The 21,757-nt window shown below is 74.3% G+C and carries 19 protein-coding genes and 3 pseudogenes; 14 read left to right on the top strand and 8 right to left on the bottom strand.

Features of this window, described 5'->3' with window-relative positions:
* Nucleotides 1-2: 2 nt before the first annotated feature.
* Nucleotides 3-314: a DUF3311 domain-containing protein gene (locus Ade02nite_RS15390; RefSeq protein WP_239168776.1), complete on the bottom strand. Its 312-nt coding sequence runs from the start codon at nt 312-314 to the stop codon at nt 3-5.
* A gap of 31 nt (nt 315-345) precedes the next feature.
* On the bottom strand, nt 346-885 hold the full coding sequence (locus Ade02nite_RS15385; RefSeq protein WP_239168775.1) for a sigma-70 family RNA polymerase sigma factor: 540 nt from the start codon (nt 883-885) through the stop codon (nt 346-348).
* 111 nt (nt 886-996) lie between these two features.
* On the opposite strand from Ade02nite_RS15385, the pseudogene Ade02nite_RS50720 reads away from it, so the two are divergent.
* Nucleotides 997-1,878: pseudogene (locus tag Ade02nite_RS50720) on the top strand (RsbRD N-terminal domain-containing protein); the annotation flags it as partial.
* Between the two features lie 76 nt (nt 1,879-1,954).
* Nucleotides 1,955-2,389 carry a helix-turn-helix domain-containing protein gene (locus Ade02nite_RS15375; protein WP_239168782.1) on the top strand — a complete coding sequence of 145 codons (435 nt, stop codon included), beginning with the start codon at nt 1,955-1,957 and terminating at the stop codon, nt 2,387-2,389.
* On the opposite strand, the gene Ade02nite_RS15370 is transcribed toward Ade02nite_RS15375, so the two are convergent.
* Entirely contained in the window at nt 2,363-4,855 is a 2,493-nt protein-coding gene (locus tag Ade02nite_RS15370) for an ATP-binding protein (RefSeq protein WP_239168773.1), read from the bottom strand. The two genes, Ade02nite_RS15375 and Ade02nite_RS15370, sit on opposite strands and share 27 nt — an antisense overlap.
* A gap of 150 nt (nt 4,856-5,005) precedes the next feature.
* Between Ade02nite_RS15370 and Ade02nite_RS15365 the strand changes: the two genes are divergently transcribed.
* From Ade02nite_RS15365 to Ade02nite_RS15355, 3 genes and pseudogenes are all read left to right on the top strand, one after another.
* Nucleotides 5,006-7,690, top strand: coding sequence for a helix-turn-helix transcriptional regulator (locus tag Ade02nite_RS15365; RefSeq protein ID WP_239168772.1), 2,685 nt, complete (start codon nt 5,006-5,008; stop codon nt 7,688-7,690).
* 40 nt (nt 7,691-7,730) lie between these two features.
* Complete coding sequence (gene def / locus Ade02nite_RS15360; RefSeq protein ID WP_203762712.1) at nt 7,731-8,267, top strand: peptide deformylase; 537 nt, start codon at nt 7,731-7,733, stop codon at nt 8,265-8,267.
* Between the two features lie 31 nt (nt 8,268-8,298).
* A pseudogene (locus Ade02nite_RS15355) lies at nt 8,299-8,490 on the top strand (peptide deformylase); the annotation flags it as partial.
* 21 nt (nt 8,491-8,511) lie between these two features.
* Here the strand turns inward: Ade02nite_RS15355 and Ade02nite_RS15350 are convergent.
* A complete protein-coding gene (locus Ade02nite_RS15350) occupies nt 8,512-9,279 on the bottom strand; it encodes an alpha/beta fold hydrolase (RefSeq protein WP_203762709.1) in 768 nt (255 codons plus the stop codon).
* 144 nt (nt 9,280-9,423) lie between these two features.
* Between Ade02nite_RS15350 and Ade02nite_RS15345 the strand changes: the two genes are divergently transcribed.
* Complete coding sequence (locus Ade02nite_RS15345; RefSeq protein ID WP_203762706.1) at nt 9,424-9,861, top strand: sigma factor-like helix-turn-helix DNA-binding protein; 438 nt, start codon at nt 9,424-9,426, stop codon at nt 9,859-9,861.
* Here Ade02nite_RS15345 and Ade02nite_RS15340 read toward each other — a convergent pair.
* Nucleotides 9,798-10,652: a GNAT family N-acetyltransferase gene (locus Ade02nite_RS15340; protein WP_203762703.1), complete on the bottom strand. Its 855-nt coding sequence runs from the start codon at nt 10,650-10,652 to the stop codon at nt 9,798-9,800. The two genes, Ade02nite_RS15345 and Ade02nite_RS15340, sit on opposite strands and share 64 nt — an antisense overlap.
* Before the next feature lie 112 nt (nt 10,653-10,764).
* Here Ade02nite_RS15340 and Ade02nite_RS15335 point away from each other — a divergent pair, with 112 nt between their 5' ends.
* The 4 genes from Ade02nite_RS15335 to Ade02nite_RS15320 all read left to right on the top strand — a co-directional run bounded on the left by Ade02nite_RS15335 (nt 10,765) and on the right by Ade02nite_RS15320 (nt 14,443).
* Nucleotides 10,765-11,580, top strand: a complete 816-nt coding sequence (locus Ade02nite_RS15335) for a hypothetical protein (RefSeq protein WP_203762700.1) — start codon at nt 10,765-10,767, stop codon at nt 11,578-11,580.
* A 17-nt stretch (nt 11,581-11,597) separates the two neighbouring features.
* A complete protein-coding gene (locus tag Ade02nite_RS15330) occupies nt 11,598-12,578 on the top strand; it encodes a VanZ family protein (protein ID WP_203762697.1) in 981 nt (326 codons plus the stop codon).
* A gap of 76 nt (nt 12,579-12,654) precedes the next feature.
* On the top strand, nt 12,655-13,530 hold the full coding sequence (locus Ade02nite_RS15325; protein WP_203762694.1) for an SDR family oxidoreductase: 876 nt from the start codon (nt 12,655-12,657) through the stop codon (nt 13,528-13,530).
* A 118-nt stretch (nt 13,531-13,648) separates the two neighbouring features.
* The gene (locus Ade02nite_RS15320; protein WP_203762691.1) at nt 13,649-14,443 is read left to right on the top strand and encodes a GNAT family N-acetyltransferase; all 795 of its coding nucleotides are present in this window, start codon (nt 13,649-13,651) and stop codon (nt 14,441-14,443) included.
* 136 nt (nt 14,444-14,579) lie between these two features.
* Here the strand turns inward: Ade02nite_RS15320 and Ade02nite_RS15315 are convergent, their stop codons facing one another.
* The gene (locus Ade02nite_RS15315) at nt 14,580-15,533 is read right to left on the bottom strand and encodes a hypothetical protein (RefSeq protein ID WP_203762688.1); all 954 of its coding nucleotides are present in this window, start codon (nt 15,531-15,533) and stop codon (nt 14,580-14,582) included.
* 185 nt (nt 15,534-15,718) lie between these two features.
* Here Ade02nite_RS15315 and Ade02nite_RS15310 point away from each other — a divergent pair.
* A pseudogene (locus tag Ade02nite_RS15310) lies at nt 15,719-15,930 on the top strand (IS5/IS1182 family transposase); the annotation flags it as partial.
* Between the two features lie 146 nt (nt 15,931-16,076).
* Here Ade02nite_RS15310 and Ade02nite_RS15305 read toward each other — a convergent pair.
* Nucleotides 16,077-17,078, bottom strand: a complete 1,002-nt coding sequence (locus tag Ade02nite_RS15305) for a redoxin domain-containing protein (protein ID WP_203762685.1) — start codon at nt 17,076-17,078, stop codon at nt 16,077-16,079.
* A gap of 91 nt (nt 17,079-17,169) precedes the next feature.
* A complete protein-coding gene (locus Ade02nite_RS15300) occupies nt 17,170-17,997 on the bottom strand; it encodes an EamA family transporter (protein ID WP_203762682.1) in 828 nt (275 codons plus the stop codon).
* 69 nt (nt 17,998-18,066) lie between these two features.
* Here Ade02nite_RS15300 and Ade02nite_RS15295 point away from each other — a divergent pair, with 69 nt between their 5' ends.
* From Ade02nite_RS15295 to Ade02nite_RS15285, 3 genes are read left to right on the top strand one after another with little or no spacing between them, the layout of a single operon-like run.
* Complete coding sequence (locus Ade02nite_RS15295) at nt 18,067-18,915, top strand: LysR family transcriptional regulator (RefSeq protein ID WP_203762679.1); 849 nt, start codon at nt 18,067-18,069, stop codon at nt 18,913-18,915.
* Nucleotides 18,916-18,933: 18 nt separating this feature from the next.
* Nucleotides 18,934-19,887: a D-2-hydroxyacid dehydrogenase family protein gene (locus Ade02nite_RS15290; protein WP_203762676.1), complete on the top strand. Its 954-nt coding sequence runs from the start codon at nt 18,934-18,936 to the stop codon at nt 19,885-19,887.
* 28 nt (nt 19,888-19,915) lie between these two features.
* Nucleotides 19,916-21,751: a maleylacetate reductase and hydroxyquinol 1,2-dioxygenase domain-containing protein gene (locus Ade02nite_RS15285; protein WP_203762673.1), complete on the top strand. Its 1,836-nt coding sequence runs from the start codon at nt 19,916-19,918 to the stop codon at nt 21,749-21,751.
* Nucleotides 21,752-21,757 lie beyond the last annotated feature (6 nt).

Raw genomic sequence — 21,757 nt, 5'->3', positions numbered from 1 at the left:
CGCTACTCCCCTTCCCGCACGACGGCGGTGCGGTAGACGACGATCGTCACGGCCGAACCCACCACGATGAACGCGATCTGGAGCCAATAAAAGGCCGGGAAGCCCCACAGGCGAGGGGTGCTGACATTGAAAAGTGGTGTCACCAGAGGCACAATGATCGGCACGGCGAGAAGCCACCCGATCCACCGCCTCACCCCCGCCCGGGTGCGATTTCCCGGCGCCTCGATATCCGCCATGCCGATCTCCCCAATGGTCGATGTCTTGACGACACCAACGACGCCGGTGATCGACCGCCGTTCACGCGTGACGGACATTGTGTCGCAGGCGACACGGCTTTGTCAGCGCTCATCGCCCGAAGGCGAGCGCGTCGCGCAGAATGCGCATCGCGTAGTGCGCCCGCGATTTGACGGTGCCGACCGGCACGCCGAGCCGGCGCGCGGTCTCGCCGGTCGAGCGGCCGTGGACGTACAGCTCCGAGAGCACGTCACGATGGGCGTCGCTCAGGCCGGAGACCGCCTTGCGGAGGCTGTCCGCGGCGATCACCGTGTCGGCGGAGTCGTCCACGGCGCCCAGGGCGGACAGGTCCGGGAAGCCGACCTCGGCCGGCCGCGCCTTGCGGCTGCGCACGGCGTCGATGGCGACCCGGCGGGCGACGGTGAACAGCCAGCGGCGAGTGCTCTCCGGCTCCGTGGGCACGGTGTCCAGGTTGCGCCAGACCCGCAGCATCGTCTCCTGGAGCAGGTCCTCGGCGGCGTGCCGCTCGCCGGCGAGCCCGGTCAGGAAGTTCAGCAGGGCTGATGAGTTCTGTTCGTACAGGGCGCGGACCCTGGCCTCGCGCCCGGACGTCCCGCACGGGCCGGCGGCGGTGATCTGCTCGGTGGCCACGACGACTTCCTCCCCCGTTCGCCGGGTCCTGGGAAGCCGCGCGAACGAAAATTGCCGAATGCCCGCTCACGAAATGCTCGGGAGCCGCGCAGCGACATTAGGAAGCGATCAATGGATTCCTACTGGATCCTCACTTGTTTTCCAGTGGGCATGGCGGCGGAGGGCCCGCCGGCGCACCCCACCATTTCCGCAAAAGGCCCTGGCCGTGGGCCGCATCACCGCCGTCAGGGGCCGATCGGGCCGGTGGACCACGTGGCGCAAAGCACCACCGAGATATTGTCGGAAACGACAAGTCCGCGGCCGATGTTTTTGGCGCGAGCCGCCTCGCCCGATGGGAAGCGAATGCCTGACTGGGAGTTCATCTCGACCATCTGCCGCGAGGCCGCCGCGGACACCGAGCGCATCGCGGCCCAGCAGGTCCGGGCCATCCGGGCCGAGATACCGCAGTACGCCCTCCTGGACGAGGACGTGCTCGTGCGCACGGTCGCCGTCGAGGTGCGCAACCTGCTCGCGGGGCTGTCCGCCCGGCGCCGCCCGGAGCCGGCCGAGGCCGAGCACAGCCGGCAGTCCGGCCGGCAACGCGCGGAGCTGGGCTTTCCGCTGGAGGCGGTGCTCGGCGCCTACCACATCGGGCATCATCTGGCCTGGCGCGAGCTGCGCCGGCTCGTGATCCGCAAGGACCCGGCCCGCGTCAACGAGCTGATGGTGATGGTCGACTCGCTCTGGTCCTGGCTGCGGCACATCACCAGCGCCGTGGCCGACGGATACACCGAGGCGAGCGCGGCACGGGAGCAGACGCGCACCGCGCTCGCCCAGACCCTGGTCACCGCGCTCACCGACGGCCGGGTGGACACGCCGGCGGTGCAGTCCGCCGCCCGCGGCCTCGGGTTCAACCCGGCCGGATCGTTCCAGGTGATGTGCTGCCCGGTCGCCGCGCCGTCGCCCGAACGGCTCCAGGAGCTGCGCAGCGCGCTCGCTCGGCAAGCGATCACCGCGGTGGCGGTGGACCAGGGCACCACCGTGACGATCGTGGTGCAGGGGATCCCCGCCCGAACGGGTGACGGAGGTGATGGCGGAGCCCCGGGTGGCCGGCATCGGCCTGCGCCGCTCCGGACTGGGCGGCGCGGCGGAGAGCCTGGCCGACGCGGAACGCGCCCTCGACCTGGCGGTGCGGCAGGGGCGCACGGTCCGGTTCGAGGACGAGTGGCTGACCGCCACGCTCGTGACCCACGCGGCCCGGCTCCGGCCCCTGCTCGCGCCCGGGCTCCACGTCGATCAGCCGCATCTGGCGGCGGCCGTCCTGGCCTTCGTCGAGCACGGCCTGTCCGTCCCCGGTGCGGCCGAGGCCCTCGAGGTCCACGGCAACACGGTGAAATACCGGCTGTCGCGATGGCGGGAGCTCACCGGCTGGGACCCGCACACCCTCGACGGCCTGGCCCGCTCGCTGCTGGTGCTGGCGAGCGGCGGTCAGCGCTCCTCACCCGGGGTGCCGGGCGGAGGGTGAGCCGAGCGCGCGCCCGGCTCGGTCCGCCAGGCCGCCGGCGCCCATCGCGCGGAACGTCGCGTGCGCGACCCGCAGCTGGGTGCGGGCGTCGGCGGGCCGTCCCGCGCGGTGCAGCCACTCCCCGTACAGCAGCCGGGCCCGTGCCCTCTGCAGCGTGAGCCGGCGGGGCAGCAGCGCGATCGCCGCCCGGAAACGGTCCTCGCCTCCCGCCCCGGCCAGGGCGTCAGCCAGCGCCTGCACCCCGCGCGCCCAGGCGGTGCCGGCCGGGCCGGTGCGCGCGGCCAGGCGGTCCCGCGCGCCGGTGGCCGTCGCCCGGTCGCCGCACGCGGCCGCCGCCTCCACGAGCTCGCCGAGCACCCAGTGATGGAAGCCGAGCTCCGGGAACTCCGCCGCGCGGCGAGCGCACGCGAGCGCCTCGGCGTGCCGGCCCAGCCCGTTGAACAGCACCGCCCGGACGTGGTCGACCATGGCGGCCGTCCGCGCCTCCCCGCGTTCCGCCGCGTCGGCGGTCATGGTCGCGGCCAGCGCCAGCGTCTCCGGTTCCCGGCCGTGCAGGGCGTGCAGGTTCAGCGGCCCGGACGGGTCGGGCCGCAGGCCGGTCGCCTCCGCGAGCGCCTCCATCTCCTCGATCAGCCCGGTGGCCTCGGCGAACCGGCCGGCGTGCAGCAGGGTGCCGGCCTGGAAGGACAGGGCGGTCGGCAGCGCCGACAGGGCTCCCGTCGAGCGGGCGACGGCCACCGCGCGCTCGCTCAGCCCGTACCAGGCCTGGTCGTCGAATATCTCGTGCGCCACCGGCACGGTGAGCCAGAGCAGGCCCAGAGCCTCGTCGCCGGCGGCCTCGAGCGCCCTGCGCAGGTGCGGCACGGCGACCGCGTATCCGTCCAGGCACCACGTGGACAGGGCGGTCAGCAGCAGTCCCGCGGCCTCCTCCCCTGCCGGCACCGCCCGGGCGGCCAGCGCCACCCGCGAGCGGTCGTCGCCGCCGAGCCGCCCGGCGTGCACGGTCGCGCCGAGGGCGGTCAGGTACGTCTCGCGCGCCGCCATGAGATCGAGCTCCTCGAGGCGGCGCGCGGCGGCGAGCAGCGGCGCACCTGCGGCCCGGCCGGAGTCGAGCGCGAAGGCGGCCCACGCGCTGAGGCGCTCGGCCTCGGCCCGGTGCCGCGGGGTGAGCGACTCGGCCTTCAGCGCGGCGAGCAACCCGGGAACCCGGGCCGGTGCGCCCGCCTCGGTGTGTGCTCTCGCGGCCGCCAGGATCCGCGCGGCGCGGGGGTCCGGCGCCGGCGTCAACTCGGCGGCCCGCTCCAGGAAGGTGGCCGCCGCGGACCAGCCGCCGCGCCGCACGGCCCGCTCGGCCGACTCCTCGAGCTGGGCGGCGACCTCCTCGTCCGGGGCGAGGGTCGCGTAGCCCCGGTGCCAGGCTCTCCGGTCCGGGTCCTGGTGCGGATCGGTCGCGTCGGCCAGTGCCCGGTGCACGGCACGCAGGGTCTCCGCGTCCGCCGAACGCCACACCGCCGAGCGCACCAGCGGATGGCGGAACCGCGCCCGGGCGCCGAGCCGGAGCAGGCCCCCCGACTCGGCCTCCATCGCCGCCTCCGCGCCGACGCCGAGCCGGTCCAGCGCCCGCCGAAGCAGGGGTACGTCGCCGATCGGCTCGACGGCGGCGGTCAGCAACAGCAGCCGGGTCCGCTCCGGCAGCGCCGCCACGCGCCGCCGGAAACCGTCCTCCACAAGCCCCGTGAGCGAGGCCGTGCCCTGTCCGCCGAAGCCGAAGGCCAGCTCGGCCGGCGTGCGGTCGCGCGACAACTCGAGCAGCGCCAGCGGGTTGCCGTGCGTCTCGAGGACGATGCGGTCGCGCACCTGGGGGTCGATCGGACCGGTGAGGACGGAGTCGAGCAGGGCCCGCGCCGCCGCGTCCGGCAGGCCGCCGACCCGCAGCTCGGGCAGGCCGTCGAGGACTCCGGGGTCACGGCCGGCGAAGACCAGGGCCACCGGCTCCCCGGTCAGCCGCCGCGCCACGAAGGTGAGGATGACCAGGGACATCCGGTCCAGCCACTGGACGTCGTCGATCAGGCAGACCAGCGGTCTCCCGGCGGCCGCGTGGGTGAGCAGACCGAGGGTCGCGAGCCCGGCGAGCAGGGCGTTCGGCGGCGTGCCCTTGCTCAGGCCGAAGCAGGTGAGCAGGGCCGCCCGCTGCGGGCCGGGCAGCCGGGCGACGTGGCCCATCAGCGGCTCGCACAGCTGCTGCAACCCGGCGTACGTCATCTCGGTCTCGGGCTCGACCCCGGCGGTCCGGACGACCTGGCAGGCCCCGCCGCGCGCGGCGACGTGGTCGAGCAGTGCCGTCTTGCCCACCCCCGCCTCGCCGCGCAGCACCAGCACACCGCCGCGGCCGGCCCGGAGCCCGCCCACGAGCCGGTCGAGCGCCTCCCGTTCCCTGCGCCGGCCCAGCAGTCGCGGCTGCGGCACGCGCTTCCCCTTTCGCTCGTCCCCCTCCGGCACAGCGTTCCGGCCGGCAGCGGTGCGGCGCACCCGTGGAGAACCCTGGTGGGCCCACGGGACGGGCCGTGTAGCGTTCCCGTTCGGGGGAGGTGGAATGTGGCGGGGCAGAGCTCAGGCGTGGAGTTGCGGGGACGGCTCCACGAGCGTGACGCGCTCAACCGTGTGCTGCGCGACGTCAGGTCCGGCCGCAGCCGGGTGCTCGTGCTGCGCGGCGACGCCGGCATCGGCAAGACCGCCCTGCTCGACCACCTCGCGGCGAGCGCCGAGGGCTGCCGCGTGCTGCGCACCGCCGGCATCGAGCCCGAGACCGGCATCGCCTACGCCGCGCTCCAGCAGCTCTGCTCCCCGGTGATGGGTCACCTCGACCGCCTGCCCGCACCACAGCGCGACGCCCTGGCGACGGCGTTCGGCCTCAGCGCGGGACAGCCGCCGGGGGTCCTGATCCTCGGCCTGTCGGTGCTGGCGCTGCTCGCCGAGGCGGCCGCCGAACGGCCCGTCGTCTGCCTCGTCGACGACGTGCAGTGGCTCGACAAGATGTCCGAGACGATCCTCACCTTCGTGGCCCGGCGGCTGGACGCCGAGCCGGTGGCCATGGTCTTCGCCGGCCGCGGGCTCCTCGAGGGCCTGCCCGAGCTGGTCGTCCCCGGCCTGCCCGAGGCCGAGGCGCGCGACCTGCTGACATCCGCCCTGCCCGGGCCGATCGACCCGCGCGTGCGCGACCGGATCATCGCCGAGACCGGCGGCAACCCGCTGGCGCTGCTGGAGCTGCCTCGTGGGCTGTCCCCCGCGGAGCTGGCGTTCGGCTTCGGCGGGCAGAGCCGCACCCCGGTCGCCGGCCGCGTCGAGCAGGGCTTCCAGCGGCGCATGGCCGCCCTGTCGGAGCCGGCGCGGCAGGTGCTGCTCGTCGCCGCTGTCGAGCCGGTCGGCGACGTCCCGCTGCTGTGGCGGGCGCTGAAGCTGCTCGGCGTCAGTGCCGAGGCCGCGATGGAGGCGGAGTCGGCCGGCCTGCTCGTGCTCGGCACGGGGGTCCGGTTCCGGCACCCGCTGGTGCGCTCGGCGGTGTGGCAGGCGGCCGACCCGGCGCAGCTGCGCGTGGTCCACCGGGCGCTGGCCGCCGTCACCGACCCGGAGCTCAACCCGGACCGGCGTGCCTGGCATCGGGCCCACGCCGCGCTCGGCCCGGACGAGGAGATCGCGACCGAGCTGGCGGAGTCGGCGGACCGCGCGCTGGCGCGGGGCGGCCGGGCCGCCGCCGCGTCCTTCCTGGAGCGTGCCGCCGAGCTCACCCGCGATCCGGGCCGGCGGGCGGCGCGGCTGCTGACGGCCGCGCAGGCCTGGCTGGACGCGGGCGCGCCCGGCCGGGTCCCGGAGCTGCTGCGGGTGGCCCGTGCGACGTCCGACGACCCGCTGTTCCAGGCCCGGATCGAGCGCACCCGGACCCAGCTGGCCTTCGTCCTCAACCCGGGCCGGGCGGCCACCGAGCCGATGCTGGTCTCCGCCCAGCGGCTGGAGTCCCTCGACCCGCCGGCCGCCCGCCGCGCCTACCTGCTCGCCGTCGGCGCCGCCCTGCACGCGGGCCGGCTCGGCGACGACGACCTGCGGCAGGCCGCGACGGCCGCCCGGCGGGCGCCGGCCGGCGACGACTTCTCCGGCCTGCTGCTGCGCGGCCTGACCTCGTGGGTCCTCGACGACTACGCCACCGCCCAGCCGGCGCTGGACCGGGCGCTCGCGGCGCTGACCTCCGACGAGGACCTCGCGCTCATGTCGGTCGTCGCGCCCGCCGCGCACGAGCTGTTCCAGGTGAGCACCGCCTACCGGCTCACCGGTCTCGCCGTGCGCTACGCCCGCGCCACCGGGGCGCAGTCGCTGCTGCCGACGGCGCTGTCGTACCGGGCCGGGACCCTGCTGTTCATGGGCCGGTTCGCGGACGCGACCGATCTGCTCGACGAGGGCGCGGCCATGGCCGAGGCCACCGGGATGCCGTTCCCGCAGTTCGCCTCGCTCGCCCTGATCGCCTTCCAGGGCCGCAAGGACCGGGCGCTGGAGCTGATCGAGGTCATGGCGGAGCGGGCCCGGCAGCGCGGCGAGGGCCGGTTGATCGGGCTCACCCACTACGCCAGGGCGGTCCTCTACAACGGCTTCGGCGAGCACACCATCGCCCTGGAGGCGGCCCGCGCCGCCACCGAGTACCGCGACATGGCCCTGTTCGGCTGGACGCTGACCGAGCTCGCCGAGGCGGCCGCCCGCGCCGGTGACGCGGAGGCGGCCCAGGAGGCGAGGGACCGGCTGGCCGAACGGGCCGCGGCCGCCGGGACGGAGTGGGCTCACGGCGCCCACGCGCTGGCCGAGGCGCTCGCCGGGCCGCCGGCCGCGGCGGAGGACCGCTACCTGGAGGCGGTCGCCCGGCTCTCCGCCGACGGTCTCGGCCTCCTGGTGGCCCGCGTCCGGCTGCTGTACGGCGAGTGGCTGCGCCGGGAGCGGCGGCGCCTGGACGCGCGCGAACAGCTCCAGCTCGCCTACGACGCGTTCGTGGCGATCGGCGCGGACGCCTTCGCGGCCCGCGCGGGCCGTGAGCTCGCCGCGACCGGCGCCCGGCCCGCCCAGCAGTCCGTGTCGCCGGAGCGGGCGCTGACCGGGCAGGAGGCCCACATCGCCCGGCTGGCCGTCGCGGGACACACCAACGCGGAGATCGCCGAGCTGATGTTCCTCAGCCCGCGCACCGTCGAGTGGCATCTCCACAAGATCTTTTTGAAGCTCGGCATCACCTCGCGCCGGGAGCTGGTCTCCGCCCTGGCGCGGTGACCCCGTTGAACCCGGCGGGCCCGCCGCCGTCGAAGCAGACATGACTGTTCTGTCGATCCGTACCGTCGGCGACCCGGTGCTGCGCCGCGTCGCCGACCCCGTGACCACCTTCGACGCCGAGCTCGGCAAGCTCGTGCGCGACCTCAAGCAGACCCTGGCGAAGTCCCGGGGCGCCGGCCTGGCGGCCCCGCAGATCGGCGTGGGGCTGCGCGTCTTCGCGATCAACCCGGACCTGCCCGGCAACGAGACGAAGCTCGACCACCTGGTCAACCCGGTCCTGGAGTTCCCCGACGAACAAGAGCAGGACGGCCCCGAGGGCTGCCTGTCGATCCCGGGCATCTTCCTCGACACCAAGCGCCGCCTGAACGTCGCGGCCAAGGGCTACACCAAACACGGCGACCCGGTGCAGGTGGTCGGCGCGGGGCTGCTGGCGCGCTGCATCCAGCACGAGACCGACCACCTCGACGGCGTCCTGTTCATCGACCGGCAGGACGAGGCCGGCCGGGAGCGGCTGATGGCCACGCTGCGCCAGGCCGCGTGGTTCGACGCCCAGGTGAAGGTCAGCCCGCACTCGTGACGATCGCGCCCGTCCGCACCGTCGGCGCCGCGGGAAGGTCACCGTCACGGGATACACACAGCACGGCGAGCCGGTACGGGTGACCGGCACCGGCTTGCTCGCCCGCTGCCTTCAGCACGAGGCCGACCACCTCGACGGCATCCTCTGCATCGACCGGCAGGACGATGCAGAGCACGAACGCCTGATGGCCACCCTGCGCGACACCGCCTGGTTCGAGGGCTGAACGGCCCGGTCCCCGAGGAACTCAGTCCCCGAGGAAGTCGAGCAGCGCGGCGAGCGTGGGCCGCGGGTCCTCGAAGAGGGCGGCGTGACCGCCCGGCACCTCGGCGAGGCGCGCGCCGGGGATGCCGGCGGCCAGCTCGCGGGAATGGGCCGGCGGCACGAACCGGTCGCCGGCCGCGGCCACGACCAGCGCGGGCGTCCGCACCTCGGCGAGGTCGCCGCGGACGTCGAGGCGCAGCCCCAGCTCGATCTGAGCGCTCGTGCCGGGTGCGGGGTGCGCCGACATCATCGCGGTGTACTGCGCGATCTGCTCCTCGGAGAGCGCGGCGAGGAACTCCTCGGCGAACGACAGCATGACGACGAGCTTGCCGAGCTCCGGCTCGCGCCGGGCGTACATGGCCGCCCACAGCTCCAGGTTGAGCCGCAACGTCGGGCGCGCGTGCGCGAAGCCGACGACCGAGACCAGCTTCTCCACCCGCTCGGGGTGGCGCGCGGCGATCCGGACGGCCACCGGGGCGCCCAGCGACGCGCCGGCGACCCGGAACGTGCCCAGGCCCGCGTCGTCCGCGGCCGCGACCACCTGGTCGGCGACGGCGTCCAGGTCGAGCGGCCCGGCCGGCAGCGGACTCGAGCCGGAGCCCGGCAGGTCGGGCAGGACGACGCGATGGCCGGCGGCGAGCCCGTCGACCACGGTGCCCCACGTGCCGAGGCCGGTGCTGCTCGTGCCGTGCACCAGGACGAGGCCGGGTCCCGAGCCGCCCCGGACCTCGTAGGAAAGCTTGTCGCTCATGGTGTTCCCTCCCGGCCCCGCCGTCGATGCGGGGCCTTCACCAGCACGACGCCGGCGCCCGGGCCCGGTTCACCGACCGGCGCGTGCCCGGGATCACCGATCCGGCACGGTGAACGCCCGCCACGCCGGCCCGTAGTAGCGGGTGTGACCTTCGAGTTGTTCATGGCGGCTCGGCTGCCGAGTCTCCTGCGGTACGCCGTCGTGCTCACCGGCGACCGCGAGCTCGCGCAGGAGATCGTGCAGGACGTCCTGGGCCGCGCGCAGGCCCGCTGGCGGCGCGTGGTCCGCTCGAACGACCCCGAGACGTACGTGCGCCGCGCGATCCTCGGCGAGTACCTTTCCTGGCGCCGCCGCCGCGCGGCCCGCCGGATACGGGGAGACGCCGCCGGAAGCCTCGGGGACCGGCTGGCCGCGCTCGGGCGCCGGCAGCGGGCCGTGCTCGTGCTGCGCTACTGGGAGGACCTCGACGACGACCACATCGCCGACTGGATGGGGTGGCCCGTCGCCAAGGTGCGCGATCAGGCGTCGAAGGCGTTGCGCACGCTCGGTTTCGAGCCCCGCGTCTCGGCCCACCGGAACTGAGGGCGCACGTACCACGTCTCGAGGCCCGCGCGGAGCATGTTGTTGAGCGACGGGTTCGACGTGCCCTCGACGGGCACACCGGTCTCGGCGACCACCCACCGGCAGCCGAGCTCGCGTGCCTTCGCGGCCCGTGCGGCCAGCAACGCCGTCTGGCCACCCCGGTTGCGGTAGGCGGGCAGGACGGCTCCGGTGTTGAACGAGGCGACGTCGCCGTCCACGAAGAGGTTCGCGCCGCCGACGATGGTGTCGCCGTCCCACAGCGCGTACGGATGGAAGCCGGCAAGGCCGACCGGCGCCGCCATCAGGCCGGGATAGCCCTCGCGCGGAAACTCGAAGGCCTCGACGAGAACGGCCGCCCACCGCGCGGCGTCCGCTTCGGACACGGGCGTGACCCGCGGGCCGGACCGCGCGGATGCGGCGACCCGCTCGATCGGCGCGCCGAGTTTGATCAGCCCCCGGCCATGGCTCTCGATGCCACGCGCCCGGCAGATCTCCGCCCAGTCGGCGGGCAGCGAGCCGGGCGCGATCTGCAACGTGGCGGCGCGCGTGTCCTCCGTACGGAAGAACGCCAGGACCTGGTCGACGAGCTCGCCGGTGACCGGCTCGGTGAAGGCCAGCGCCCGGCTCAGGAAGCCGATCGGGTCGCGGCTCGCGGACAGCACGACGCCACCGCCGATCCGGCGCGCCGCCAGCCCGAGAAGCTCCCGGTCGGCGGCCGGCGAGCCGGTCAGCGACCGGAGCATGAACTCGGCCTCGACGGCCTCGGCACGAGCAGCGGAGAGGGATCTCATGCCCGCTCCGACGTGCCGGATCCCCCGGCGTTCAGCGGACGTGGCGCGACAGTCACCGCGTCACCTTTCGGGGGCGTTGCCGGGCCATCGTGCGATCGGTAGCTTGCCGATCATGTTTCGCCTGGTCCGGCCCGCTTCGCGCGGTGCCGTGGTGCTCGCCGTGCTGGTGGCAGTGGCGGCCGGGTCGTTCGGCGCCGCTGCGGCCTCGCTGCTGGGATGGCGGTTCGCCCCGTCGCTGGACGGCGTCGTCGCGGCGCAGGGCCTCGACCGGACGGTCTTTCCCGGCCTGACCGTCGGCGACTGTGCCGGCTGGGAAGCGACGCTGGGGCTGCCCTGCGCCGGCATGCCGGCCTTCATTCCCAACCCGGACGGCGAGGGCGTGCGGTACGGCATCCGCGAGTACACGGCGGCTCCGACTCCCGCCACGCGCGACTACCGGGCGTTCACGGCCGGCGTGCGTGACCGGCTGGCGGCCGCCGGCTGGCACCTCGACACCGCGATCCGCGAGCACGCCGGTGTCGACAACGGGGACACCAGCGTGCTCGACGGCACCGGCACACCGGAGACGACCGGAGAGGTCACCGGCGTGCGGGAAGCCACGTTCCTGGCGAGCCGCGGCGATGTCGTACTGGAGTTCTTCGGCGCCGCCCCGGCCGCCCGCTTCACCATCGCCCGGGCCGCCCCGCGATGGCTGTGGCCGGTGACCGTGGCCGGAGCCTTACTCGGCGCCGCGGCGGGCTGGCTCCTCACCGCGTGGATCAGCCGCCGCACCGCCGGCCGCCCGGCCGTGGCTTCGCGGTCAACCCGCTGCTCGTGCTGGCCGCCGCGGCCGCCGTTCCCGGTGTCGTGGCGGCGCTCACCGGCGCCCGGTGAACCGGGGACGCGATTTGTCCGTCGGCGCCGGGCGGCGGGGACGATCGATTCGTGATCGGTATCGTCAATCCGTTGGTCGCGATTGTTCTCTTCGCTCTGCTCGCCCCGCTCGTCACGCTGCCGTGGATTCACCTGCAATATTCGCGGTACGGGCGGCTGCGCGGGTGGACGGCCGTTGTGGCCGCGAGCGAGGTGCTTTATCTCTGCGGCCTCGTGGCGTTCACGCTCTTTCCGCTGCCGAATGAGACGGCCGCGTTCTGCGCCGCGCGGACCACTGCCGACTTTCTCAACGTCAACCCGCTCGACGACGTCGCCGCGACGCCCGCCGCGGTCGCTCAGATCCTGCTCAACGTGGCGCTGTTCGTCCCGTTGGGCTTCCTGCTGCGCTACCGGTTCGGGCGCCGGGCGGTGGCCGCCACCGCGATCGGGTTCGCCGTCTCGCTGCTGGTCGAGGTCACCCAGGGCACGGCGGTGTTCGGCCTCGTGGCCTGCCCCTACCGCGTCGCCGACACCGGTGACCTGATCACGAACACCGCCGGCACGCTCGCCGGCTGGTGGCTGGCCGGGGCGATCGGGCGGCTCCTGCCGCCCGCGGAGCCGGTGCCGTCACCCGATCTCGAGCGGCCGGGGCTGGTCCGCCGGGGCCTGTCCGTCGCGGCCGACCTGCTCATCGGCCTGTTCGCGACGGAGGCCGTGGTGCTCGCCCTGACCGTGGCCGGCGTGCCGGACGCCGGCCGGCCCGTCCTCGCGGGTTGCTACCTCACCACGTACGTCATCAGCACCCTCGTGGTGCCGCTGCGCCGGCGTGACCACGCGACGCTCGGACAGGCCACGTTCTTCCTGGCGCCCGGCTCGCGAGCCGCGGTGTGGCCGCGGTTCCTGCTCTGGTGGCTCCCCGCCGGCCTGCTCCAGGGGGCCGAGCTCCTGTACGTGATCTTCTGGGCGGCGCTGGTGATCGGTGTCCTCGCTCGCCTGCGCGCCGATCGGCGCAGCGTGCTGGAGCTGGTCAGCGGCACCACCACGATCACCAGAAGGGCCGCGCTCGTGCGGTGAGCGCCTCGATGGTTGCCCGGACAAGGACATTCACCCCGGTGCATACGCACCCCGCCGCGCTGCCATGATCTTCGGCATGACTGTTCTGGTGGTCGGCGCCACGGGAAGCGTGGGCGCCCACACGACCTCGGCCCTGCTGGCCCGCGGCGCCGACGTACGGGCCCTGGTCCGCGGCGCGGACCGTGCGGCGGCGCTGCCCGACGGGGTGACCCCCGTGCTGGGCGACCTGCGCGACGAGGCGGCGGTGACGGCCGCGCTGACCGGCGTGACGGCGGCGCTCTACACCACACCGCACGACCCGGACGAGGAACGCCTCGCCGAGATCTTCGCGAGCGCCTGCGAGCGGCTCGGCGTGCGCCTGGTCTTCTGCGGGGTGTACGCGGGCGGCCTGCTCCGGGTGATCTACGAGATGTTCCTGCCGCACTACCGGGGCAAGGTCCGCATCGGCGCGCGCATGCGCCGCTCGCCGGTCTGCGACGTGGTGCTCGCGCCGACGAACTTCTACCAGAACGACGAGATCGTCAAGTCCGACATCCTCGGCGGCCGCTACCCGCTGCCGGCGCACCCCCGCGGCGTCAACCGCGTCGACCTGCGCGACGTCGGCGAGGTGCTGGCCCGCGCGCTCACCGACCCCACGTTCCCGGCGGTGACCGGCACCCTGGCCGGCCCGGCCTCGATCAGCGGGCGCGAGGCCGCGGAGACGTGGGCGGCGGAGCTGGGTCGCCCGGTCGAGTACCAGGACGCGGAGAGCACCTGGTTCGCGGCGCTGGCCCGCGGCCTCTCCGGCCAGAAGCTCCAGGATTTCCGCAAGACCTACCGGCTGCTGTCGCGCGTCCCGGTGCCCACCAAGCCCCGGGACGTCGAAATGATCACTCGGCTGCTGGGACACCCGCCCCGCCCCTACGCCGATTACGTGCACGACACCGCCGCGGAGTGGGCCGTCGAAGCCTGATCGGAATTGCGGTTCATCGACGCCGGCAATTGTGGGGATCCACTCTTTCGAGGCATGCGCCACCCCTTTCGCTCTATCGTTTTCCGGGCGACAGGCAATCGAGAGGGGAATCATTCTGATGACGGCGCACGCGGAAGCAGTCGAATCGAAGAACCAGCTGATCGAGGTGTGGACCCGGCTCGTCGAGGACCGCGGCGGGCGAGTGTCCACTCAGGACGACGTCTGCCGCCTCTGGGCCGACAGCACGTTCGGGTTCTGGAACACCGTCACCCTCACGGGCGAGCGCATCACGGCGGGCGAGCTCGGCGACCAGCTGGCCCGGGCCGCCGCCTTCATGCGCGCTCAGGCGCAGCCCGGATTCCTGTGGCTCTTCGAGGACCTGATCGACCCGCCGGCGCGCGACGGGCTCGCCGGCCGGCTCGCCGCGGCGGGCCTCGAGGTGGCGTTCACCGGCCACGGCATGGCGGGCGACCTGACCGTTCCCGAGCCGCGCCACGCCGAGCTGGAGTTCCGGCGGGTGCGCACCGAGCAGGAGTTGCTGGACTACGGGACGGTGAACGCCCGCGCGTACGGCATGGGCGACGACGCGGCCCGCGACGCGCTGACCGGCTCGAAGCTCTGGGCCGGCGAGGCGTACGCGTACCTCGGCTACCGCGACGGCGTCCCGGTGACCGCCGCCGCGACGGTCGCCGGCCCGGGCGCGCTCTTCCTGGCGCTGGTCGCCACGCTGCCCGGCGAGGAGCGCCGCGGCTACGGCGAGGCGGTCACCCGCAAGGCGATCCACGAGGGCATCGCGGCGACCGGCACCGGCCACGTGGTGCTGCACGCGACCCCGGCGGGCCGCCCGGTCTACGAGCGTCTCGGCTGCCGGGCCAACACGCCGATCCACTTCGTCCAGCTCGCGGCCGCCTGAGACCCCGGCCGCGGCGGGCCTGGTGCCGTTGCCCCACTTGCGGGGATCGCCGGTCCGGGCGCGCTGCGGGAAGTCCACGCGGCGGGGCTTCTTCGCCCCGATCGACGGCGGCTCCTACGACCGGTAGGCACCCGGCTCAACCGCCGGCGCCCTTCGAAGCGGGATCCGCCGCCGGAGGAGCGAGAACCGCGGTCGGCGCGCCGGCGACGGCGGTGCGCAGAGACGTGGCGGCGGCCGGGTCCTGGCTCGCGGGCGGCGGCTTCGCCCCCGTCGACCGCAGCGAGACCAGGCGGGAGAGCAGGTCGAACCAGAACGGGGCGCCGAGCATCAGCAGCAGCGCGGTCACCAGCCAGCCGGCGACGTGCGAGGCGGTCCAGCCCACACTGCTCCAGTGGGCGGCGTGCTCCCAGCCGAACGGCAGGCCGACCCCGGCGAGATCCTGCACCGTCCGCACGTTGGCGCCGACCAGCCCGTCGCCGGAGGGCGCCTTGGCGGCGGCCTGCTCGGCGGCGCTCAGGGCGGCCTCGCGCACCGCCGGCTGCTGCCACAGCGCCTGCGCGGTGTGGAAGGCGGAGACGTTACCGGCGACGGCGATGACGAGGCCGGCGACGAAGAGCACGGCGGTCGCCCACCGCTTGTAGGCGCCGCTGAGCCGGCCCATCGTCTCGTCGTACCAGCCCTCGACGGCCGCCTTGGCATCGAGGGTGAGCTCACGGCCCTCGGCCTTGAGCCCCGCCAGCCAGGAGTTGAGCGGCTCGTTGCCGGTGAGCTCGTCCACCGCGTTGGCGAACGACCGGGCCGACAGGTAGGCCGGCCCCAGCTCCGTGCGGAACCAGTGCCGGCCACGCCCCGCGGCGACGTTCGCCGCCTGATAGACGGCGGTGCCGCGAAAGAGGTCGAGGGCCCGCTGCGCGGAAGCGTCGAAAGTGGAGCTGCCACTGAGCATCTGGCCGATGGTCTCCTCGAGATCCTTGGCCCGCTTGCGCAGCAGCCGCGAGATCCCCTCCACGATCGCCGACGCCAGCGACGCCAGCACGAAGAACACGAGCGCCAACCCGACCGCCGTCTCCAGCGCCTGCGACCCGAACATGGGCCCGCAGCATAGTGCGACTCACCCGAACACGCACCCGCCCGGAGCACCGCACTAACCTCCACGCACCCCTGCGGGCGGCGACTCTTTCAGCGGGGGCCACTGATACCGCCGCCACTGCGCGATGACCGGTTCATCGCGTTCGGCACCACAATGGATCGGCGGCCGTGATCTGCCGGAACCCACGGCCGTTGTCGGTGTTGCTCACCGCCGGGCAGGCGGGCGACAACCCGTAGTTTGTTCGCGTTGCTGGACGCGATCCGGGTGCATGACGGCGGGCCGGGACGGCCGCGTTAGAAGCCGAACATGCTGATCGAGGACAAGGCCTACGCCCACTATCCGACCCGCCGCGAACCACGCCGTCGGGGGTACCTGCCACACCATCCCCGAACGCACCCTGATCCGGCTGGCCAAGCTGCGCTGGCGCATCGAACACGACTACCGCGTGACTCTCCACGCCGCACTCCGACGCCTGCCCCACCTGCCGAACCCACTTCCCGCAACGCCTTCACCGCGCGGGACGGGGACCATGACACAGCCCTCCTAGCCGAAGGTGAAGCTGTACGTCTCGGCGCCGGGGTCGAGGAAGGTGATCTCGGCGGTGTGGTCGGTGATCGGGTCGGGCTGGCGCAGCAGCTGGTAGAGGCGGCGGTCGCTGATCTCGCCGTAGCCGTCGGCGTCGATGTCCTCGCCGGCGGCTGCCGCGGGGGGCTCGCCGTCGATGAGGATCTGGAAGCGTACGGGGGTGGGCGCGCCCATCACCATGTTCAGGTCGCGGGCGTGGAAGCGGTAGAGGATGCGGGCGCCCGCGGCGTCGGCGGTCGTGGCCTGCTCGTTCATCGTCCAGTCGCCGCCGAGCGACCATTCGTTGAGGCCGAGCGTGTCCGGGATCTCGTAGCGGTGCGGCTTGCCGAGGATCAGGCCGTCGGGCGAGGCGAAGTGCTCGGTGCGGTCGTAGCCGGTGTAGTTCTCCGGCGAGAGCAGCGTCGACCAGTCGGCCGCCTCCTCGACCGGGCGGGGCTCGACGACGACCAGGTCGCGGCCGGGGCTCGCGCCGTTCTCGGTGAGCAGGCGCTGGATCGCCATCTCCGTGCGTTCGTACTCGCCCTCGCCGAAGTGGTGGTAGCGGATGTTGCCGTCGGCGTCGGCCAGGTAGAGCGCGGGCCAGTAGTGGTTGCCGAAGGCGCGCCAGACGCCGTACTCGTTGTCGAGCGCCACCGGGTAGTCGATGCGGTCGGCGCGCGCCTGCCGGCGTACGTCGTCGAGGTTGTGCTCGAAGCGGAACTCCGGCGTGTGCACGCCGAGCACGACCAGGCCCTGCGAGGCGTACTTGTGATGCCAGGCACGGACGTAGGGAAGCTGGCGCAGCCAGTTGACGCAGGTGAAGGTCCAGAAGTTGACCAGCACCACCCGGCCGCGCAGGCCCTCCGGGGTGAGCGGCTCGGTGCCGAGCCAGCCGGTCGCGCCGTCCAGCAGCGGCAGCCGCCCCTCGACCGGCAGATGATGGGTCGCCGAGTGCAGGCCCGCGGGCCAGTGTGGCGTCATGGCTGTTTCCCCCTGTCTCGTGGTCCTCCCACGATGGCGCTCTCCTACCCCGTCGCACACCAGGGAGTTGCCCTGGCCGGTGTACGGGTCGTCACAAGCGCCGCGGGACCGGCCGCCACAGCGCCACGGCGTTCGCGGCCACGACCAGCGCGATGCCCGCCCCCTGGTGTCCGTCGAGGGCCTGGCCGAGCAGCACCAGCCCGGCGAGCGCGGCCATCACCGGGTGGACGCTCATGACCACGCCGAACAGGCGGGCGGGCACGTAGCGGAGCACGATCAGGTCGGCCGCGTACGGGACGGCCGAGCTCAGCAGGCCGGCCGTGACGGCGTACCCGAGGCCCTGGATCTTGATCGTGAGCAGGACCGGAAGGTAGGCGACCGCCGCGACCGCCGACGCGACCGCGGGGGCCGCAAGGCCCGTCAGGCGACTCCCGGCGAGCCGGTTGAGCAGGATGTACGCGGCCCAGCACGCGGCCGCCAGCAGCCCCAGCCCGACGCCGGCGAAGTCACTGGACCGGCCCGGCAGCACCAGGACGTAGACGCCGAGGCAGGCGACCGCCGCGCAGAACAGGTCGCGGCGGGTGCGCGAGCCGGCGAGCGCGACCGCGAGCGGGCCGAGAAACTCCAGCGTCACCGCGAGCCCGAGGCCGATGCGGTCGACGGCGGTGTAGAGGCTGAGGTTCATGGTGGCGAAGACCAGGCCCAGCAGCAGCACGGGCCACCACTGCGCCCAGCGGAAGCGGCGCACGTCGGGCCGGGCCACGGGCAGCAGCACGGCCGCGGCCACGACCTGGCGCACCGCCACGACACCGGCCGGCCCGATCGTCGCGAAGGCGTGCGCCCCGAGGGCGGCGCCGGCCTGATTGCTGGCGGCGCTGGTGAGCATGGTGGCGATGCCCGCGGTGCCTCTGGCGTTCATACCTGCCAGCGTCGGCGCCGCGAAGCGCGTGGAGAAATGCGTCCGAGCGCCCTTCTCTACGCTGAGCGTATGAATCTGCGGCAGCTGGAAGCGCTGGTAGCGGTGGTGGACGCGGGCACGTTCACCGACGCGGCGCTCGCGCTCGGCATGTCGCAGGCCTCGGTGTCGCGCGCGATCGCCGCGCTGGAGTCCTCGCTCGGGGCGCGGCTGCTGCTGCGGACCACCCGGCAGGTGTCGCTGACCGCGACGGGCGCCCGGGTGCTGCCGATCGCCCGGCGGGTGCTCGCCGAGGCCACGGTGCTGCGGCAGGCGGTCGTGTCCCTGCCGGAGCTGCGGATCGGGTACGCCTGGGCGGCGCTCGGCAAGCACACCCGGCGCCTGCAGAAGGCGTGGGCCGCCGCACACCCCGACGTCCCGCTGATGTTCGTGCAGTCCGGCACGGCGACCGCGGGCCTGGGCGAGGGACTCGCCGACGTGTCCGTGCTGCGCCGCCCGCTGGACGACAGCCGTTTCGAGACGGCCCTCATCGGTACGGAGTCGCGCTACGCGGCCGTGGCCACCGACAACGCCCTGGCCCGCCGCCGCGCCGTCCGGATGGCCGACCTGGCGCGCTACACCGTGGCGCTGGACAGCCGCACCGGCACCACCACGCGGTCGCTGTGGCCGGCCGGGTCGGCGCCGGCCTCGACGCGCGAGACGCACGGTGTCGACGAGTGGCTCACGCTGATCGCGGCGGGCCAGGCGGTCGGCGTCACGTCGGAGGCGACCGCCAACCAGAACCCGCGGCCGGGCGTCGCCTACCGCGCGGTGCGCGACGCCCCGCGCATCCCGGTGCGGCTCGCCTGGTGGCGCGACGACCCGCCGTTCGGGCTGACCGAGCTGGTCGCGCTGGCCCGCGCCGCCTACCAGGGCACTTAGCGACGTACGGTGATCACCATGAGGATTGTCGTGCTGGACGACTATCAGCGGGTGGCCCGGCAGTACGGGCCGTTCGAGACGCTGGGGGCCGAGGTCGTCGTGCTGCACGAGCACGTCGGCGATCAGGACGAGCTGGCCGGGGCGCTGCGCGGGGCGGCCGTCGTGGTGGCCATGCGGGAGCGGACGGCGTTCCCGGCCGAGCTGTTCGGCAAGCTGCCGGACCTGCGGTTGCTGGTCACCACGGGCATGGCCAACGCCGCCATCGACCTCGCGGCCGCCGCCGCTCACGGGGTCGCGGTCTGCGGGACCCAGGCGTCCGGGTCGGCCAAGAGCTCGAACACGGCGGAGCTGACGTGGGCGCTGATCCTGGCGGTGCGGCGGCATGTGGTGGCCGAGGACCGGGCGCTGCGCGACGGGCGGTGGCAGACGACAGTGGGCACCGACCTGGCTGGGAGCACGCTCGGTGTGCTGGGGCTCGGGCGGCTGGGCACGCAGGTCGCGCGGATCGGGCAGGCGTTCGACATGCGAGTGGTCGCGTGGAGCCGCAACCTGACGGCGGAACGCGCGGCCGCGGCCGGCGTCGCGTCCGTGAGCAAGGAGGAGCTCTTCGCGATCAGCGACGTGGTGACGATCCACCTCAGGCTCAGCGACCGGACGGCGGGGCTGGTCGGCCCGGCCGAGCTCGCCGCGATGAAACCCACGTCGGTGCTCGTCAACACGTCACGCGGGCCGATCGTCGACCAGGGGGCGCTGGTGGCGGCGCTCACGGCCCGGACGATCGCGGGGGCGGGACTCGACGTGTACGACGAGGAGCCGCTGCCGATGGGCCATCCGCTGCGGGGCGCGCCCAACACGGTGCTGTTGCCGCATCTCGGCTACGTGACCGAGGCGGGCCTGCGGAGCATGTACGAGCAGGCCGTCGAGGACATCGCGGCGTGGCGCGACGGCCGGCCCGTACGGCTGCTGACCTGACCCGGCGGAAGCTGCCAGACTGCGTTGCGTGGAGTCCTTCGAGTACACGGCGCACGCCGCTCGGGTGATCTTCGGGGCGGGGACGCTGAGCCGGCTGCCCGACGAGGTCGCGCGGCTCGGCGCCGCCCGGCCGCTGCTGCTCACCACGCCGTCGCGGCGGGCCGTCGCGGCCGGGGTGCGGGCCGCCGCCCGCTTCGACGGGGTGGCGGCGCACACGCCGGTGGAGGTGACCGCCCGGGCGCTCGAGGTCGCCCGCTCGAACGGCGTGGACTGTCTCGTGTCGCTCGGCGGCGGGTCGAGCACGGGCCTGGGCAAGGCGCTCGTGGCGCGCACGGGCCTGCCCCTGATCGCGGTGCCCACCACGTACGCCGGATCGGAGATGACGCCCGTGCTCGGCGAGACCGAGAACGGGGCGAAGACCACGCGCAGCGACCCGGCCCTCGTGCCCCGGACCGTGATCTACGACGTGGCGCTGACCACGAGCCTGCCCGCCGGCGTCTCGGTGACCAGCGGCCTGAACGCGATGGCGCACGCCGTCGAGGCGCTCCGCTCGCCGCGGGCCAACCCGGTCGTGGACGGCTTCGCCGTGGACGCGATCACCCGGCTCGGGCGGGCGCTGCCCCGCGTCGTGGAACGGCCGGAAGACCTCGACGCCCGCGCGGACGCGCTCACCGGAGCGTGGCTGGCCGGGATGTGCCTGGGCGCGGTGGGCACGGGCCCGCACCACAAGCTCTGCCACGTGCTGGGCGGCTCGTACGGGCTGCCGCACGCCGAGACGCACGCGGTGCTGCTGCCGCACACGATGGCGCAGCACGCCGCGGCCGCACCCGGCGCGATGCGCAGGATCGCCGCCGCGCTCGGCGTGAGCGACGCGCCGACCGGCGTCTTCGACCTGGCGGCGCGGCTGGCGGCGCCGCGCTCGCTGGCCGAGCTCGGCCTGACGGAGCAGGGCCTGGCGGAAGTCGCCGGCGCCCAGCCCGGCGCCGGCCCCCTGCTGCGGGAGGCGTGGCTCGGCAACCGGCCCGCGGTGACCGGCGGGCGGCCCGACCTGACCCGGCTCACCGGCGAGGTGGTGGCGAGCTTCGCCGGCGCCCCCGACAAGCGCCTCGCCGCCCTGCTCGGCGATCTCGCCCGGCGGCTGCACGGCTTCGTCGCCGACAACGACGTCACCGAGGCCGAGTGGCAGGCCGCCATCGGCTTCCTCACCGAGACGGGGCAGCTCTGCTCGCCGACCCGGCAGGAGTTCGTGCTGCTCAGCGACACGCTCGGCGTCTCCAGCGCGGTGGACCTGCTCACCCACTCGCGCTCGCCCGGCACGACCCCGTCGGCGGTGCTCGGGCCCTTCTACGTGGACGGCCCTCCCGACGTACCGCATGGGGCCGATCTTGCCGAGGGCCTGCCCGGGGTGCCGCTGCGGGCCGAGGTGACCGTCACCGACCCGGACGGGCGGCCGGTGCCGGACGCGGTGGTCGACGTCTGGCAGTCCAACCAGGACGGCTTCTACGACGTGCAGCTGCCCGACCTGGAGGGCCCGGTGCTGCGGGCCCGGCTGCGCAGCGACGAGCACGGGCGGCTGTGGTTCCGCTCGATCCTGCCGTCGGAATACCCGATCCCCGCCGACGGCCCGGTCGGCCGGATGCTGCGCGCGACCGGACGGCACCCGTACCGCGCACCCCACCTGCACTTCATGATCAGCGCTCCGGGCCACCGCCGGCTGATCACCCAGCTCTTCGTCGCCGGCGGCCCCTACCTCGGCTCCGACGCGGTGTTCGGCGTCAAGGACGAGCTCATCGTCGACTTCCCCGCCCACGAGGACGGCTCCCGCAGCGTCGCGTTCACCTTCCGCATCGAACCCGATCACTGACCGGGC

Origin of the sequence: Paractinoplanes deccanensis (assembly GCF_016862115.1) — a bacterium.
Taxonomy (GTDB): Bacteria; Actinomycetota; Actinomycetes; order Mycobacteriales; family Micromonosporaceae; genus Actinoplanes; species Actinoplanes deccanensis.
The sequence above is the reverse complement of the archived record's forward strand: the minus strand, read 5'-3'. Positions and strand labels throughout refer to the sequence as shown.